The organism is Streptosporangium sp. NPDC003464 (assembly GCF_053588315.1).
Genome location: NZ_JBSFPS010000015.1, coordinates 1 through 17182, shown reverse-complemented (window position 1 = coordinate 17182; position 17182 = coordinate 1). Strand labels below are relative to the sequence as shown.

The 17182-nt window shown below is 71.8% G+C and carries 14 protein-coding genes and 1 pseudogene; 11 read left to right on the top strand and 4 right to left on the bottom strand.

Annotation, left to right across the window (positions count from 1 at the left end; translation table 11 throughout):
* Nucleotides 1-28 precede the first annotated feature (28 nt).
* The 5 genes and pseudogenes from grpE (at nucleotide 29) to ACWDS7_RS05735 (ending at nucleotide 5779) form a co-directional block, all read left to right on the top strand.
* Entirely contained in the window at nucleotides 29-610 is a 582-nt protein-coding gene (gene grpE / locus ACWDS7_RS05755) for a nucleotide exchange factor GrpE (RefSeq protein WP_451928297.1), read from the top strand.
* 27 nt (nucleotides 611-637) lie between these two features.
* A complete protein-coding gene (gene dnaJ, locus ACWDS7_RS05750; RefSeq protein ID WP_451928296.1) occupies nucleotides 638-1828 on the top strand; it encodes a molecular chaperone DnaJ in 1191 nt (396 codons plus the stop codon).
* A 2-nt stretch (nucleotides 1829-1830) separates the two neighbouring features.
* Nucleotides 1831-2083: pseudogene (locus ACWDS7_RS05745) on the top strand (heat shock protein transcriptional repressor HspR); the annotation flags it as partial.
* A gap of 262 nt (nucleotides 2084-2345) precedes the next feature.
* Complete coding sequence (clpB, locus tag ACWDS7_RS05740; protein ID WP_451928295.1) at nucleotides 2346-4928, top strand: ATP-dependent chaperone ClpB; 2583 nt, start codon at nucleotides 2346-2348, stop codon at nucleotides 4926-4928.
* A gap of 113 nt (nucleotides 4929-5041) precedes the next feature.
* Entirely contained in the window at nucleotides 5042-5779 is a 738-nt protein-coding gene (locus ACWDS7_RS05735) for a hypothetical protein (RefSeq protein WP_451928294.1), read from the top strand.
* A gap of 214 nt (nucleotides 5780-5993) precedes the next feature.
* Here ACWDS7_RS05735 and ACWDS7_RS05730 read toward each other — a convergent pair whose 3' ends face one another.
* Complete coding sequence (locus ACWDS7_RS05730) at nucleotides 5994-6524, bottom strand: hypothetical protein (RefSeq protein ID WP_306860548.1); 531 nt, start codon at nucleotides 6522-6524, stop codon at nucleotides 5994-5996.
* 179 nt (nucleotides 6525-6703) lie between these two features.
* Here ACWDS7_RS05730 and ACWDS7_RS05725 point away from each other — a divergent pair, with 179 nt between their 5' ends.
* Nucleotides 6704-7345: a hypothetical protein gene (locus ACWDS7_RS05725; RefSeq protein WP_451928293.1), complete on the top strand. Its 642-nt coding sequence runs from the start codon at nucleotides 6704-6706 to the stop codon at nucleotides 7343-7345.
* Here ACWDS7_RS05725 and ACWDS7_RS05720 read toward each other — a convergent pair.
* The 3 genes from ACWDS7_RS05720 to ACWDS7_RS05710 are packed head-to-tail and all read right to left on the bottom strand — an operon-like array spanning nucleotide 7321 to nucleotide 10996.
* Nucleotides 7321-7968, bottom strand: a complete 648-nt coding sequence (locus ACWDS7_RS05720; RefSeq protein ID WP_306860550.1) for a TetR family transcriptional regulator — start codon at nucleotides 7966-7968, stop codon at nucleotides 7321-7323. The genes ACWDS7_RS05725 and ACWDS7_RS05720 overlap by 25 nt on opposite strands.
* A 50-nt stretch (nucleotides 7969-8018) precedes the next feature.
* Nucleotides 8019-9842: an SDR family oxidoreductase gene (locus ACWDS7_RS05715; protein ID WP_451928292.1), complete on the bottom strand. Its 1824-nt coding sequence runs from the start codon at nucleotides 9840-9842 to the stop codon at nucleotides 8019-8021.
* Nucleotides 9843-9898: 56 nt separating this feature from the next.
* Nucleotides 9899-10996: a CapA family protein gene (locus ACWDS7_RS05710; RefSeq protein ID WP_451928291.1), complete on the bottom strand. Its 1098-nt coding sequence runs from the start codon at nucleotides 10994-10996 to the stop codon at nucleotides 9899-9901.
* A 125-nt stretch (nucleotides 10997-11121) separates the two neighbouring features.
* Here ACWDS7_RS05710 and ACWDS7_RS05705 point away from each other — a divergent pair, with 125 nt between their 5' ends.
* From ACWDS7_RS05705 to ACWDS7_RS05685, 5 genes are all read left to right on the top strand, one after another.
* Complete coding sequence (locus tag ACWDS7_RS05705) at nucleotides 11122-11541, top strand: Fur family transcriptional regulator (protein ID WP_306860554.1); 420 nt, start codon at nucleotides 11122-11124, stop codon at nucleotides 11539-11541.
* A 23-nt stretch (nucleotides 11542-11564) separates the two neighbouring features.
* On the top strand, nucleotides 11565-13016 hold the full coding sequence (locus tag ACWDS7_RS05700; RefSeq protein ID WP_451928290.1) for a catalase: 1452 nt from the start codon (nucleotides 11565-11567) through the stop codon (nucleotides 13014-13016).
* Between the two features lie 308 nt (nucleotides 13017-13324).
* Complete coding sequence (locus tag ACWDS7_RS05695) at nucleotides 13325-15490, top strand: molybdopterin-dependent oxidoreductase (protein ID WP_451928289.1); 2166 nt, start codon at nucleotides 13325-13327, stop codon at nucleotides 15488-15490.
* Nucleotides 15491-15591: 101 nt separating this feature from the next.
* Entirely contained in the window at nucleotides 15592-16146 is a 555-nt protein-coding gene (locus ACWDS7_RS05690; RefSeq protein ID WP_306875415.1) for an HD domain-containing protein, read from the top strand.
* A 44-nt stretch (nucleotides 16147-16190) separates the two neighbouring features.
* Nucleotides 16191-17102: a Rieske 2Fe-2S domain-containing protein gene (locus ACWDS7_RS05685; RefSeq protein ID WP_451928288.1), complete on the top strand. Its 912-nt coding sequence runs from the start codon at nucleotides 16191-16193 to the stop codon at nucleotides 17100-17102.
* Nucleotides 17103-17182 lie beyond the last annotated feature (80 nt).

The following is a 17182-nucleotide window of genomic DNA, read 5'->3' as shown; positions in this document are numbered from 1 at the left end:
CGGCGGGAGAGCCGAGGGGAGCGCGAGCGTGAACACGCGTGAGAACGGTTCCGCGGAGGAGCCGGTGATCCGCGACAACCGCAAGATCGACCCGGAGACGGGCGAGGTCCGTGAGGCGGTCAAGGAGCAGGCCGGACAGCCTGCTCCGGCCGCCGACCTCGCCTCGGTCGAGCTGGCCACCCAGCTCGCCGAGCGCACCGCGGACCTGCAGCGCCTCCAGGCGGAGTATTCCAACTACCGCAAGCGGGTCGAGCGGGACCGGACCGCGGTCAAGGAGCAGGCGGTGGCCGGCGTGCTGGCCGAGCTGCTGCCGGTCCTCGACGACATCGGCCGGGCCCGTGACCACGGAGAGCTCACCGGCGGCTTCGCCAAGGTGAGCGAGTCGCTGGAGGCGGCCACCGGGAAGCTGGGACTGAGTGCCTTCGGCACCAAGGGCGAGCCTTTCGACCCGACGGTGCACGAGGCGCTCCTGCACAGCTACTCCCCCGACGTCACCGAGCCGACCTGCGTGGAGATCCTGCAGTCCGGTTACCGGATCGGCGAGCGTGTGCTCCGCCCGGCGCGGGTCGCGGTCGCCGAGCCCGAAGAGTCCACCTCGAACGACAACTGACACCCCCTCTTTGAGAAGGAACGGAAGATGAGCACCAAGGACTACCTGGAGAAGGACTACTACGCCGTCCTTGGTGTGCCCAAGACCGCCACCGCCGAAGAGATCAAGAAGGCATACCGGAAGCTGGCCAGGCAGTACCACCCGGATGCCAACCAGGGCAGCACGGAGACCGAGGCCAAGTTCAAGGAGGTCTCCGAGGCCTACGACATCCTGTCCGACACCAAGCGCCGCAAGGAGTACGACGAGGCGCGGACGCTGTTCGGATCTGGACTCGGCGGTTACGCGGGAGCCGGGGGGGCTTCCCGCGGGGGCGGGTTCCCCTTCGACCTGGGGGACCTGTTCGGCGGCACCAACCAGCAGCAGGGCGGCGCCGGGGAGCGCATCGGCGACATCTTCGGCGGCCTGTTCAACCGGGGCTCCGCCGGCCGCGCCGGCGGGACGACCAGCACCAGGGCACGGCGCGGCCAGGACATCGAGTCGGAGGTCACGCTCTCGTTCGGCGAGGCCGTGGACGGCGCCACCGTCTCGCTCCGGCTCACCAGCTCCTCGGCGTGCACGGCGTGCAGCGGCACCGGCGCCAAGGCCGGGACCACCCCGCGGGTCTGCCCGACCTGCGAGGGCACCGGCGCGGCCAGCCGTAACCTGGGCAACTTCGCCTTCTCCGAGCCGTGCCGCGACTGCAAGGGCCGCGGCCTGCTGGTGGACGACCCGTGCCCGGTGTGCGAGGGGAGCGGGCGGGGCAGGAGCACCCGCACGATCCAGGCGCGCATCCCGGCCGGGGTCGGCGACGGTCAGCGCATCAAGCTCAAGGGCAAGGGCGCGCCCGGCGAGAACGGCGGGCCGGCCGGTGACCTGTACGTCCAGATCCATGTCAAGTCGCACCCGGTCTTCGGCCGGACCGGCGAGAACCTGACGATCACCGTGCCGGTCACCTTCACCGAGGCGGCGCTCGGCGCCGAGATCAAGGTGCCGATCCTCAAGGGAATGCCGGTCACCCTGCGCATCCCCGAGGGGACCCCGAACGGCCGCACCTTCCGAGTGCGGGGCAGGGGCGTGCCCCGCAAGGACGGCACCAAGGGCGACCTGCTCGCCACGGTCGAGGTCCTGGTGCCCCAGCAGCTCGAGGACAAGGCGCGCAACGCTCTGGAGGAGTTCCGCGACGCCACGGCGGGCGGTGACCCGCGGGCCGACCTCATCCAACAGGCCAGAAGCGAGTAGCCATGGAAGCCAACTACTTCGATCTGTCGGACGACACCCCCGTCTACGTGATCTCGGTGGCCGCGCAGCTGTCGGGTCTGCATCCGCAGACCCTTCGGCAGTACGACCGCCTCGGCCTGGTCAGTCCGGGCCGCACGTCAGGACGCGGGCGGCTCTACTCCACCCGTGACATCGTGATGCTCCGCGAGGTCCAGCGGCTCTCCCAGGAGGAGGGCATCAACCTCGCGGGCATCAAACGCATCCTGGCGCTGGAGACCGAGGCCCTGCGCCTGCGCGACGAGAACCACCGGCTGCGCGCGGAGATGACCATGATCCGCGCACTGATCCAGTACCAACTGCCACCCGCCTGAGTCACGGAGGCTCGGGGGGCGAGCCGCGACGCTCAGCGTCGCAACCGACACGCGAGGGCGCGTCGGTGACCTTCACCTGCGGAGCGCGGGGGCCAGGCGGACCCGCGACCGGTGAGGGCACCGGTCATCGGCGCCTCAGCCGCCGAACGGAGTGAGGGCAGACAACCATGGACTACAAGCTCACCCAGAAGAGCCAGGAGGCGGTCTCCTCCGCCATCAGGCGCGCCGCCGCCGAGGGCAACCCGGAGGTCGCCCCGGCTCACCTGTTCACCTCGCTGCTCGGCCAGACCGGCGGCACCGCCATACCCCTGCTGGAGGCCGTCGGCGCCGACTGGAAGCAGCTGCGCACCGAGGCCGAGCGGCAGCTCGCCGCCCTGCCCAAGGCGCAGGGCGCCACGGTCAGCGCCCCGTCGAGCTCACGGCAGCTGCTCACCGCGCTGAACACCGCCGCCCAGCGCGCCCGCCGGCTGGAGGACGAATACGTCTCCACCGAGCACCTGCTGGTCGGCCTCGCCACCGACGGCGGCCCGATCGCCGAGCTGCTCAAGTCCCGCGGCGCCACCCCCAACGCCCTGCTCGACGCCTTCGAGAAAGTGCGCGGGCACGCCCGGGTGACCAGCGAGACTCCCGAGGACACCTACCAGGCGCTGGAGAAATACGGCGTCGACCTGACCGAGCGGGCCAGGGCCGGCAAGCTGGACCCGGTGATCGGCCGTGACTCGGAGATCCGCAGGGTCATCCAGGTGCTCAGCCGGCGGACCAAGAACAACCCGGTGCTCATCGGGGAGCCCGGGGTCGGCAAGACCGCCGTGGTGGAGGGCCTGGCCCAGCGGATCGTCGCCGGCGACGTCCCCTCCAGCCTGCGCGACAAGCGCCTCGTCGCGCTGGACCTGGGCGCGATGGTCGCCGGGGCGAAATACCGCGGCGAGTTCGAAGAGCGCCTCAAGGCCGTGCTCAGCGAGATCAAGGAGAGCAACGGCCAGGTCGTCACCTTCATCGACGAGCTGCACACCATGGTCGGCGCGGGTGCCGCCGAGGGCGCGATGGACGCGGGCAACATGCTCAAGCCCATGCTGGCCCGGGGCGAGCTGCGGATGATCGGCGCGACGACGCTCGACGAATACCGCGAGCGCATCGAGAAGGACCCCGCGCTGGAGCGGCGCTTCCAGCAGGTCTACGTGGGCGAGCCCACGGTCGAGGACACCATCGCGATCCTGCGCGGCCTCAAGGGCCGCTACGAGGCGCACCACCAGGTCCAGATCGCCGACAGCGCGCTGGTGGCCGCCGCCGCCCTCTCCGACCGCTACATCACCTCCCGGTTCCTGCCGGACAAGGCGATCGACCTCATCGACGAGGCCGCCTCCCGGCTCCGCATGGAGATCGACTCCCGCCCGGTGGAGATCGACCAGCTCCAGCGGAACGTCGACCGGATGAAGATGGAGGAGCTCGCGCTCGCCAAGGAGACCGACGAGGGCAGCATCCAGCGGCTGGAGCGGCTCCGCAAGGAGCTCGCCGACCGGCAGGAGGAGCTCAACGCGCTGGTCGGGCGCTGGGAGCGGGAGAAGGCCGGGCTCAACCGGGTCGGCGACCTGAAGAAGAAGCTCGACGAGGTGCGCGGCGCCGCCGAGCGGGCGCAGCGCGACGGCGACTTCGAGGCCGCCTCCCGGCTGATGTACGCCGAGGTGCCCAAGCTGGAGGCCGAGCTGGCCGAGGCCAGCGCGGCCGCCCAGCCGGAGGACCCGATGGTCAAGGAGGAGGTCGGCCCGGACGACATCGCCCAGGTCATCTCCTCCTGGACCGGCATCCCCTCGGGACGCCTGCTGGAGGGAGAGACCGCCAAGCTGCTCCGCATGGAGGAGGAGCTGGGCAGGCGCCTGATCGGCCAGAAGGAGGCCGTCCAGGCGGTCTCCGACGCCGTACGGCGGGCACGCGCGGGCATCTCCGACCCGGACCGGCCGACCGGCAGCTTCCTGTTCCTCGGTCCCACCGGCGTCGGCAAGACCGAGCTGGCCAAGTCGCTGGCCGACTTCCTGTTCGACGACGAGCGGGCGATGGTCCGCATCGACATGAGCGAATACGGCGAGAAGCACAGCGTGGCGCGCCTGGTCGGGGCCCCGCCCGGCTACATCGGCTACGAGGAGGGCGGCCAGCTCACCGAGGCCGTGCGGCGCAGGCCGTACACCGTGGTGCTGCTGGACGAGGTCGAGAAGGCCCACCCCGAGGTCTTCGACATCCTGCTCCAGGTGCTCGACGACGGGCGGCTCACCGACGGGCAGGGCCGGACCGTCGACTTCCGCAACGTCATCCTGATCCTCACCTCCAACATCGGCTCGCAGTACCTCGTGGACCCGGCGCTGGAGAACGGGGCCAAGCGCGAGGCCGTGATGAACGCGGTCAGGAGTTCCTTCAAGCCGGAGTTCCTCAACCGGCTCGACGAGGTGATCCTGTTCGACGCGCTCGGCGTGGAGGAGCTGTCCAGGATCGTGGACCTCCAGGTGACGCACCTGGCCAGGCGGCTGGCCGACCGGCGGCTCACGCTGACGGTGACCCCGGCCGCGCGCGACTGGCTGGCGCTGACGGGCTACGACCCGCTGTACGGCGCCCGGCCGCTGCGCCGCCTCGTCCAGTCGTCGATCGGCGACAAGCTGGCCAAGGAGGTGCTCTCCGGCGAGGTCCAGGACGGCGACGAGGTCCTGGTCGACCTCGACAAGGCGAACGACACCCTGGAGATCGGCCCGGTGAGGGCCTGACCGCACCGTCCGGGTAAGGGCTTGACCAGCATTGGGTTAAGCCCACCCCTCGGCAGACCCCCGATGTTACCTTCGGCAGTCGTCGGACTACCGAAAACAACAGGGGGACGTGAATGTCCAACACATCACGGCGCATCCGGGGGATCCTCGCGGTGGCGGCGCTCACGGCCGGGGTGAGCTGGTCGGGGGCCGCTCCCGCGTCGGCCGGCGACGTGTCCTGCCAGGGACGGGACACGGTGGAGCTGCTGGAGACACCGGGGTCGGTGGCGGCCGTCTGCGACGAGACCGGCGACGTCAGGGCGGCCACGGGCGTCGGCCGGATGACGGTCCCGGCTGACGGCGAAGTGCCGATGGCCATGGAGCGGCTCGCACGGCTCGCCGGTCTGCCCGGTCTCTCCCATGCCTCGGCGGTGACCAGCTTCGCCGACACGGCCGGTGTCGCGGCGGGCGCCGGCATGCCCGCGCTGCCCTCCGGGATGCCCGGCTTCGCGGGCCACGCCCCGGCCGGCACCCTGGCCGCCGCGCCGGACCTGCCCGGCCTGCCGGGCACCCCGGGCACCGACCTTGTCAGGTTCCCGGCCCCGGCGGTCCCCTCGGTCCCCGAGGTCCCGGGCCTGACGGACCCGTCCGGCGCGCTGTCCGGCACGACTGTGCCGCTGCCCGTGCCGCTGCAGCGCCCGGTCTCGGTGAAGGGCGTGGCGGAGGAGCTCCCCGCCGCCGTCGAGCCCGAGGTGAAGGTCCCGGACCTGCCGGAGACCGCCCCGGTCGAGGTCACCCCGCCGAAGGTCACCGAGGAGACCGCTGAGCTCCCGGTCCTGGACCGCGTGCTCCCGGACCTCGGGCTCCGCTAGACACCGGCAGGACCGTCCGAACAGGACCGCGTCCGGGCAGGGCCGTCCGAGCAGGGCCGTCCGAGCAGGATCGTCCGAGCAGGGTCCCGCCCAGCGGGTCGCCGCCCGTGGGGGCCCGGTACGGCCCGTGCGGCGACGTCCCGGGGACCGGTGCCGCACGGGGTGCGGCACCGGTGGAACGGTCCGTCCCGGTGAGCCGGTGTGGCCCGCCGGATCAGTGGGAGGCGTCGAGGAGGGCGTCGAGCTCGTCCTCGGGGAGGCCGAGATCCACCCGGATCCGGTAGCGGGTGCGGAGCAGCGCGGTGTGCTCCCCGCTGCCCCTCGCCGCCCCCTGGGCCCCCTCGGTGGCCCAGCGATGGGCCTCACGCAGGTCCCCGTAGGCGACCAGGGTCTCGGCGACCGTGAGCGCGGTGGCCGGGGTGACCCCGCCGTCGGCCCGGATCGCCTCGATCACCTCCCGCCCCTCGTCCGCCTGCTCAAGCTCGAAGAGGGTGTCGGCGATCTCGGCCCGGGGGTCGATGCTCACCTCGCCGCCGTCGTCCACCGCCCGCTGGAGGCAGTCGAGAGCGCGGGCGGGCTGTCCGGCCTGCCGCCACTCCTCTGCGGCGATCATCAGGATCTCCGCCCGCGAGATGTCGCCGGACACGTATGCCTCTACCAGCGCTTCCAGCCGCCGGGCGAGGTCTCCATGATCATCGGCCAGAAGTGCCCGCTCAAGCAACCGATCAAGTTGCTCATGTGTCACATGCGCCACATCGCGAGAGTACCGAGCGGCGCTCGACTACGTCCGCACAACGGCAGGTATTCCTTACGCAACCCCTCGTAAACGATTGACTACAGTACGCGTGTTACCGCAGGAAAACGGGCATATGGCAGGCGACTCCTGCCAGCGGGACGCTACTGTTCGAAGGAGCTGCGATGGGCATGTCCAAGCAGACCACCTTCACGCTGACGTTCTTGGTCGGTCTCTCCGTGCTCGTCCCGGGTTCGGCCGGATACCTCTCCGCCAGGATGGACGCCGTCCAGCGGACCTACCGCGATCTCGTGTCCCTGGAGAGCCGGCTCCGCGAGGAGCGGCTTCTCGCACCGGTCCAGGACGTGCCCCAGATCCAGACGATCGCCGTGCCGGCGATGCCCTGCGAGGTCCTGCCGCCGTCCCATCCGAGGCGGCGGAAGGCGCCCATGCCCGCCGCGCTCATCCCCGTCCCGGTGGAGGCCCTGCCCGCCGAGCCGCCGCCCGCCGGGCCGACGTCCGCCGAGCCCCGGCCGACCGAGGGGCTGAGGTTCGAGCCCCTGCCGCCCGAGCCGAGACCGGCCGGCCCCGAGGCGGCCGAGCCCCGCGGGAGCGAGACCTGGGGCCGGCCCCCCTCCGCCGAGCAGCGGCGCGGGCGCGGCCGGCGGGAGCCCCAGGAGCAGTTGGTCATCTCCGAGCAGAGCATGTCCGAGGAGCGGAGCCCGCTCGAAGACCGGCGCGTGTCCGGCGAGGGAGCACCGCCGCTGTCCGGCCCCTTCCGGCGGATCCCCACGGGGACCGGGCCCGATCAGGCCGAGCTGCCGGCGAACTGACGGTTGAGGTAGCCCCGGACCAGCCGCTTGGCCTCGGCCACGATCTCCGGGGCCCCGGCGGGGTCACGCCGGAAGGCCAGCTTGAGCACCGCGTCCCCGGCCTCGACCGCCACGAGGATGGCCAGGTCGAGCTCCTCGCTGTCGGCCAGGCCGTACTCCTTGAGGAGGAGCCCGCGCAGCCGGCCCGCGATCACCGTGTTGTTGTCGGAGACCCCGTCGAGCAGGTTGAGGTCGACCACGTCGCCGAAGTGCAGGGACCGGAAGCCCGGAACGGTCCTGTGCATCTCCACGTATTCGTCGATGATCGCGTCGACCGCGTCCCACCAGCCGGCGTAGTCCTCCCACAGGAAGCGCCTGCCGACGCGGGAGATGAAGCGTTCCACGTGCCGCCGGGTCACCGCCTGGGTGATGGCCCGTTTGTCGGGGAAGAACTGGTAGACCGAGCCGATCGCGACCCCGGCGCGCTCGGCGATGCGGGTGGTGGACAGCGCGTCGTAGCCGACCTCGTCCAGCAGGTCGGCACAGGCGTCGAGCATCCTCTCGACGCGCCGCGCGCTCCGCCGCTGGGTGGGCTGACGCCGTAGTGGGGCCTCGTCGGGCTCCTCCGCAGACAGGGGGGACACCCCACCATCTTGCCCGCCGGACCCCCTCCAGGTCAGTCTCTCTTCGGCAATCACGGGATTTCTCCCGGACCGGAGAGCCTGGCCAGGCGGCGCAGGACGGCCGGGGAGAGCCGCGAGAGCGCGTAGCCGATCTTCCCTTCGGCGTTCACGGCGACGACCGGCTGGTCGCGGTGGACCGCCCGCAGGATGTGCGCGGCCACCCGCTCCGGCCGGTATCCGCGCATGGCCAGCGCCCTCTCCGCCCTCGCGGCCGTGACCGCCCGGGCCTGCGGCGCTCGGCCGCCCACGTAGGTCGTGCTGCCGGCGATCGCGGTGGACACGAAGCCGGGGCAGATCGCGGTGACCCCGATCCCCTGGCCGGCCAGCTCCGCCCGGAGGCAGTCGCTGAGCATCTTCACCGCCGCCTTCGACGTCGAGTAGGCGGGCAGCGTCCTGCTGGGGGCGAAGGCGGCGAGCGAGGCGATGTTGACGATGTGGCCGCCCTCGCCGCGCTCGACCATCTGGGCTGCGAACAGCCGGCAGCCGTGGATGACGCCCCACAGGTTGACGTCGAGGGTCCGCCGCCAGTCCTCGAGCGAGTGGGCGAGGAACGGGCCGGCGACCGCGATCCCGGCGTTGTTGACCACGATGTCGGGCACTCCATGCTCGTCCCGGACGAGCCGGGCGAACCGCTCCATCTCCGCGGCGTCCGCGACGTCCACCCGGTAGGCGTGCGCCGTACGCCAGGTCCTGGAGATGCCGTCGGCGGTGCGCCGGGCGGCGGCGAGGTCGATGTCGGAGCAGATCACCTCCGCCCCGTGCGAGGCGAAGGCCCGCGCGGTGGCCCGCCCGATCCCGGCGCCCGCCCCGGTGACCACCACCAGCCGGTCCTCGAACGGCCCGGCGGCTCCCGCCGGCCCGTCGTCGTACGGCCCGGTGACCACCAGCCCGTCGTCGTACGGCGCATGGCCGCCCACCGGCCCGTCGTCGTACGGCGCGTGGTCGCCCACCCGGGCCCGGCGCAGTTCCCTGGACGGCGGCGCGCCCTCGACGTGCTCGGCGAACTCGGCGATCATCCTGGCGATCGTCTCGGGACGGCTGCGCTGCGCCCAGTGGCCCGCGGTGATCCGCCGGTGCCACATCCGCGGCGCCCACGGGCGCAGGGCGGCCAGGAGCGCGGGCGAGACGAAGGCGTCCCTGGTGGCCTCGATGAGCTGGATCGGCGTCTCGACGACCGGCTCGGCGCGGGGCGCGCGGCCGGCGGTGAACATGTTCGCCCGGTACAGGCCGAGGCCGTTCGCACCGTCCTTGCCGAGGGTGTCCGCCGGATGGCCGGGGCGTGGGGCGATCCCCTCGGAGACCCGCATGACCCGTGTCAGGACGCGCGGCAGCACGGTGCGCCAGGCCAGCTCGGGGGCCACCGGGGCCTGGAACGCCCCGATGTACCAGGACCTCAGCAGTTGCCCGGCGACGTCCCGGCGCCGGCCGTGCCGCATGAAGTGGGCGGCCTGCTCCAGGCCGGGCCCGCCGAAGGAGGTGAAGGAGGCGATCCTCTCCTTGATCCCCGGCCGGCCGATCAGGTCCCAGCCCTGGATGGAGCCCCAGTCGTGCCCCACGAGGTGCACGGCCGGCCTGTCCAGCGCGTCGAGGACGGCCGCCATGTCGGCGGCCAGGTGGTCGTAGGTGTAGTCCGCGCCGTCGCGCGGGGCACCGGAGCGCCCGGCGCCCCGGACGTCGTAGCGGGCCACGTGGAAGCGGTCCCGCAGCAGGGCGGCGACCTCGTCCCAGACCCGGTGCGTGTCGGGGTAGCCGTGCACCAGCAGGACCGTGGGAGCGGCCGGGTCTCCCTCCTCGAACAGCGCCAGCCGCACGTCACCGGACTCGACCCACCGCATCACGGCCTCCTGTTGGACGGACTGTCCAAACAGTAACCGGACAGGAGGGGATCTTCCTAACCGGGCTTGGCGGCCAGGCCGGTGCAGCCGCGCAGCGCCTTCCAGCCGGCGACGGCCTGCTGCCGGCCCGCCCCGGTGAGCGGGACCGGCACCCCGCCCTGGATGGTGGCCGGGGTCCACTGGTCCTTGAGCACCTTGCGGCCGTTGATCGTCAGGGTGAGTACGCCGGTCCGGCCGGTCTCCGGGCCCCAGTTGTAGAAGACGAAGTTGCCCATGCCGTAGTTGACGTAGCTGTTCTTCAGGTAACCGCCGCCGAGCAGGATGTGCGCGTGGCCGCCCACGATGACGTCGGCCCCGGCCGCGACCAGCTTGGGGGCCAGGCTGCGCTGGGCCTCGTTCGGGCACTTCTGCAGCTCGGTGCCCCAGTGCAGGTGGACGATCACCGTGTCGGAGTTCTTGCGCGCCTTGCGGACCTCCTGGATCAGCCGCGCCTCGTTCTTGGCCGAGGCCAGGCCGCCCTTGTCGCCGGAGGCCGTCCACGCCTGGACGAACTCGGAGTCCAGCACCTGGGTCGCGCCGATGACGGCGACGCGGTTGCCGTTCACGGTCGTCCGCCACGGCCGGTATGCCTGGGCCTCGTCCGCGCCCACGCCCACGACGGGGAACTTCGCGCGCCTGATCGCCGCCAGCGAGTCGGACAGCCCGCTGTCCATGTAGTCCATGCCGTGGTTGTTGGCCATGGAGGCGACGTCGACGCCGGCGGCCTTCAGCGCGGTCAGCGCGGAGGCGGGGGCCCGGAAGGTGAACTGCTTGCCGGGGGCGCGGGTGCCACCCGTGGTGATCGCGGTCTCCAGGTTGACCATCGCGAGGTCGGAACGGCTGAGCACCTTGGCGATCGGGCCGAGCGCGGTCCGCGGGTTGGCCCGCAGCCGGGACAGCAGCACCCCCTCGAAGTGCACGTCGCCCCCGAAGGAGATGGTGTAGGGCTCGCGCTCGGGCGTGGGCGCGGCCTCACCCGAGGCGGTGGGCTTCTCCGCGACGTCCGGCTCCGGCGTCGGCGCGGCGGCGCCGACCGCCGTGCACGCCGCCAGGAGCAGGCAGGAGAGGGCGACAGCGGTGGCCACAGCGAGGCGGCGCGGAATATACGTGTCCATCGGTATCCGAGGATGCCATCTGATCGTCCCTAAGCGGCACAACCCGGCCGTTGGAGATCTGATTCTCCCAAACTTGGATGACTCATTTACTTGAATGATTCCGGTTTGCCCCATAATGTGGGGCCATGGGAGATGAGGACCGGCTCCGTGAGGCAGGCCTGCGGGTGACCGCGGCCCGCCTGGCGATCATGCAGACCGTGCGGGAGGGCGACCACCTGGATGTGGACGCCGTCCACCGTGGCGTGCGGGACCGGGTCGGCCATGTCTCCCTGCAGGCCGTCTACGACTCCCTGCACGCACTGCACCGCGGCGGCCTGCTCCGGCGGATCGAACCCGCCGGCAGTCCCGCCCGATACGAGACGCGGGTCGGTGACAACCATCACCACCTCGTCTGCCGGCAGTGCGGAAAGGTCACGGACGTCGACTGTGCCGTGGGACACGCTCCCTGCCTCGCCCCCGCGTCGGACGCCGGATACATGGTCGACGAGGCGGACGTCATCTACTGGGGCGTGTGTCCTGAATGCCGTTCCGAAGACGCTCGATGAAGAGAACCCCCGGAGGACCGCGTATGAGCACCAGGCCCATCACCACGACCGATGCGGGAATCCCCGCTCCGAGTGACGAGCACTCGCAGTCGGTCGGCCCGAACGGGCCCCTGCTTCTGCAGGACCACTACCTGATCCAGAAGATGGCGCACTTCAACCGGGAGCGCGTGCCCGAGCGGGTGGTCCACGCCAAGGGCGGCGGCGCGCACGGCATCCTTCAGATCACCGAGGACGTCAGCCAGTTCACCAAGGCCGGCCTGTTCCAGAAGGGCAAGGAGACCCCCCTCTTCCTGCGCTTCTCCTCGGTTGCCGGCGAGCTGGGCAGCCCCGACACCCAGCGTGACCCGCGCGGCTTCGCGATCAAGTTCTACACCGAAGAGGGCAACTACGACATCGTCGGCAACAACACGCCGATCTTCTTCATCCGCGACCCGCAGAAGTTCTCCGACTTCATCCACAGCCAGAAGCGCCGCGCCGACACCAACCTGCGCGACCACAACATGCAGTGGGACTTCTGGACGCTCTCCCCGGAGACCGCCCACCAGGTCACCTTCCTGATGACCGACCGCGGCACCCCGGCGTCCTGGCGTCACGTGCACGGCTTCGGCTCGCACACCTTCCTGTGGTACAACGCGGCCGGCGAGAAGTTCTGGATCAAGTACCACTTCAAGACCGACCAGGGCATCAAGAACTTCACCGACGCCGAGGCCGGCGCGGTCATCGCGCAGGACGCGGACTACCACATCCGTGACCTGCACACTGCGATCAAGAACGGCGACCACCCGTCCTGGACCGTGAACGTCCAGGTCATGCCGTTCGAGGACGCCGCCGACTACCGGTTCAACCCCTTCGACCTGACCAAGGTGTGGCCGCACTCCGACTACCCCGAGATCACGATCGGCAAGTTCGTCCTGAACCGGAACCCGGAGAACTACTTCGCCGAGGTGGAGCAGGCCGGCTTCGAGCCCGCCAACCTGGTGCCGGGCATCGGCCCGTCCCCGGACAAGATGCTCCAGGGCCGGCTGTTCTCCTACCCCGACGCCCACCGCTACCGCATCGGCGCCAACTACCTGCAACTGCCGATCAACCGGCCGCTGTCGCCCGTCCACAGCTACAACAAGGACGGCCAGATGGCCTTCGTCAACCCCGCCGACCCGGTCTACGCGCCGAACACGGTGGGCGGCCCCGCCGCCGACCCGGCGCTGTACGAGGGTGAGAACTACCAGGTGAGCGGCGAGATCATCCGCTCCGCCTACACCCTGCACCGCGAGGACGACGACTACGTCCAGCCCCGCGCCCTGTGGGAGAACGTCCTGTCCGAGACCGACCGCGCCCACCTGGTGAGCAACGTCGTCGGCCACGCCTCCGCCCCGGAGGTCACGGCCGAGATGAAGAAGCGCGTCGTGGAGTACTGGACCAACATCCACAAGGACCTGGGCCAGGGCGTCGCCCAGGGTCTGGGCATCAGCAGCTAACCCGTCCCCGCCCTCGCCGTACCGCCCGCGCCTCGCCGGGGTGCGGGCCGTACGGCCTCGGAGGACCCGCGCGCCCGCGCGGGTCCTCCCGCTTTTCCGGGCGTCCGCGCGGAGACTTCTCCAAGCGTCCGTGCGGAGACCTTCCCCGGCATCCGCGCCGAGACTTCCCCGGGGCGTCCGCGCGGAGACCTCCCCGGGCGTCCGCGCGGGACCCGTCTGCCCGGTGATCCGCGCGGGACCGGTGCGGGGCTTCCCTCGCCCCCCACCGGAGGCCATCATGAGTTCATTCGTCGAACTCAGGAGTGCCGATGAGAACCGCGCACCGGACCTGTCCCCTCTGCGAGGCCGTCTGCGGTCTGCGGCTCACACTCGACGACACCGGGCACGTCACATCGGTCAAGGGCGACCCGGACGACCCGTTCTCCCAGGGGTTCATCTGTCCCAAGGGCGCGAGCCTGGGCCGCCTGGACGAGGATCCCGACCGGCTCCGCGTCCCGATGATCCGCACCGGCGACCAGTGGCACGAGGCCACCTGGGAGGAGGCCTTCCGCGCGGTCGACCGGGGTCTCCGGGGCGTCATCGACGCCCACGGCCGCCAGTCGCTGGCCGTCTACCTGGGCAACCCGAACGCCCACTCCATGGCCGGCGCCCTGTACGGCCCGCCGCTGATCCGCGCGCTCGGCACCCGCAACGTCTTCTCCGCCAGCACCGCCGACCAGATGCCCAAACACGTCGCCTGCGGCCTCATGCTCGGCGACCCGCTGGCCATCGCGGTGCCCGACCTGGACCGGACCGGCTACCTGCTGATGCTCGGCGCCAACCCGCTGGAGTCCAACGGCTCGCTCTGCACCGCCCCCGACTTCCCCGGCCGCCTCAAGGCGCTGCGCAGGCGCGGCGGCAAACTCGTGGTCGTCGACCCGCGCCGCACCAGGACCGCCGCCCTCGCCGACGAGCACCTGTTCGTCCGGCCCGGCACCGACGCCCACCTGCTGCTCGGCATCGTCCACACGCTCTTCGCCGAGGGCCTCACCGCACCCGAGGTCGAGGTCGAGGGTCTGGAGGAGGTGCGGCGGCTGGCGGCGGAGTTCACCCCGGAGGCCATGGCCCAGGTGTGCGGGGTGCCCGCCGGGGAGATCGCGCGGCTGGCCCGCGAGCTGGCCGCGGCCCCCGCGGCCGCGGTCTACGCCCGCATCGGGACCTGCACCGCGGAGTTCGGCACCGTCGCGCAGTGGCTGGTCGACGTGGTCAACATCCTGACCGGCAACTTCGACCGGCCCGGCGGGGTGATGTTCGCCAGGACCGCCGTGGAGAACGGCCGCAGGCGCAGGCCGTACGCCACGGGACGCTGGCACAGCCGCGTCCGCGGGCTGCCGGAGGCGAACGGCGAGCTGCCGGTGGCCACCCTCGCCGACGAGATCGAGACCCCGGGCGAGGGGCAGGTCAGGGCACTGGTGACGGTGGCGGGCAACCCGGTGCTGTCGGCGCCGGGCGGCCCCCGGCTCGACCGGGCCTTCGGCGACCTGGAGTTCATGGTCTGCGTGGACCCCTACCTGAACGAGACGACCAGGCACGCGCACGTCATCCTGCCGCCGCCGCGCGTGCTGCAGACGCCGCACTACGACCTCTCGCTGCTGTTCGTCGCGGTGCGCAACTACGCCAGGTTCTCCCCGCCGGTCCTGCCGCTGGAGCCGGGGCGGCCGTCGGAGGCCGAGATCCTGGCGCGGCTGACGATGATCGCTTCGGGGCAGGGGGCGGAGGCCGACCCGGCCGCGCTCGACGAGCTGATCCTCGACCAGCTGCTCCGCAAGGCCGCCGGGACGCCCGGCTCGCCGTTCGAGGGCTGCGAGGTGGCGGAACTGCGCGCCACGCTGGAGGGGAGCACCGGGGCCGAGCGGCGGCTGGACGCCATGCTGAAGCTCGGCCCCTACGGCCTGTCGCTGGCCGAGCTGCTCGCCAACCCGCACGGCATCGACCTGGGCCCGCTCCGGCCCCGGCTGGCGGAGGTGCTGTGCACCGCCTCGGGCCGGGTGGAGCTGGCGCCCCCGCAGTTGGTGGCCGACCTCGCGCGGCTGCGCGACCGGCCGGCCGCGCCGCCCACGGAGATGGTGCTGATCGGCCGCCGTCACCTGCGCTCCAACAACAGCTGGCTGCACAACGTGGGACCGCTGGTCGGCGGGAGCAACCGCTGCACCCTGCAGATCAACCCCGGCGACGTGACCCGGCTCGGGCTCGGCGAGCACGCGCTCGTGCGCTCGGCGGGCGGCCAGCTCGTCGTGCCGCTGGAACCCACCGACACGATCATGCCGGGGGTGGTGAGCCTGCCCCACGGCTGGGGGCACGCCGGGAGCGCGCAACTGGTCGCGGCCGAGCACGCGGGGGTCAACGCGAACACGCTGACGGACGGGTCTGTGATCGACGTCCCTTCGGGGAACGCCGTGTTCAACGGGGTGCCGGTCACGCTCAGTCCCGCGTGATCACATGATCGTTCGGTAAAGGGGGATCGGCGCGCATTAGGCTTGCGCGGGTGACCACCCCTCCAGAACAGGACCGCCTGCACGCTCAGCTCGCCTTCGCCATGGAGATCGACAAGCTCAGACGCATCGTCCGCCGCAACACCCTGATGGACGGGTCGCGGCGGGAGAACGACGCCGAGCATTCGTGGTACGTGGGGATGCTGGCGATGATCCTGGCCGAGCACGCCCCGCCGGACACCGACCTGGACAAGGTCGTCGCGATGTTGCTCGTCCACGACATCGTCGAGATCGACGCCGGAGACACCTTCATCTACGACGCCCACGCCGTCGAGGCCCAGCTCGGCATCGAGCGCAAGGCCGCCGACCGGATCTTCGGGCTGCTCCCCGAGGACCAGGCGGCGCGGCTGCGCGCGCTCTGGGACGAGTTCGAGGAGCGCAAGACCCCCGAGGCCAGGTTCGCCAAGGCCCTCGACAGGATCGCGCCGATCATGGCCAACCACCACAACGAGGGCGGCACCTGGTCGCTCTACAAGGTGACGGCCGAGCAGGTGCTGGAGAAGGTGAAGATCATCGAGGAGGGATCGGCGACGCTGGGGGCCTATGCCACCGAGATCATCGAGCTGTCCATCAGCCGGGGACATTTGGCGCGTGCATAACCTGGTTCCCGGGTAGGTCCCTATGGGTTGAGAAGGGGGCGATCGTGAAGGAAACCGTCAAAACGAAACGCCGCAGCTTCAGGCACCTGGTGCCCCCGGTCGACCTCGCCGGCCGTCTCGAACGGTCGACCAGGATGGACCGGCCGATCCGGATAGCGGCCAAGGCCGTACGCCGGCGGATCGGCCCTGGATGGCTGCGCGACCTGCTGCACGGGGTCCCCACCGGCAAGCCCCTCCACCCGCCGCTCGTCACCTTCACCCTGGGCTGCTGGGCGGCGACCGCGGTGCTCGACCTGACCCGCTCCGAGCCGCGCGCGGCGCGGACGGTGCTCGCCACCGGCCTCGCGACGGCCCTGCCCTCCGTCGCGGCCGGGATCACCGACTGGTCCGCCCTCCACCGGGAGCAGCAGCGGGTCGGATTCGTGCACGCGATCGCCAACCTGACCGCCTTCGGGCTCTACGCCGGCTCGCTGGCGCTGCGGCTGTCCGGGGACGAGCGGAAGGGCCGGATGCTGGCGTTCGCGGCGCTGGGCGCGGCCGGGCTGGGCGGCCAGCTCGGCGGTCACCTGGCCTACCGGCAGGCGGCCGGGGCCAACCACGCCGAGTCGGTCGCCCATCTGGTCCCGCTGGGCTGGCACGACCTGTGCGAGCTCAGGGACCTGCCGGACGGGCGTCCGGTGGCCAGACGGCTGGGCTACATCGACCTGTTCGTGCTGCGGGTCGGCGACGGGGTCACCGTGCTCGCCGACGGCTGCTCCCACCTGGCCGGGCCGCTGCACCAGGGGCGCCTGATCTCCGAAGAGGGCACCGCCTGCGTGGTGTGCCCGTGGCACGGGAGCACCTTCCGACTGTCGGACGGGACCGTCGCGCACGGCCCCGCCACGGCCCCGCAGCCGTCCTTCGAGACCCGGATCCGGCGCGACGGCGTGCTCCAGGTCCGCCCGGCCCTGACCTGAGGGGCGCTCCGGGCCGGGGCGGCCGACGCCGGTCTCCGCCGGACGACATGGCCCGCCGGACGCCCCGCCGCCGGACGCCC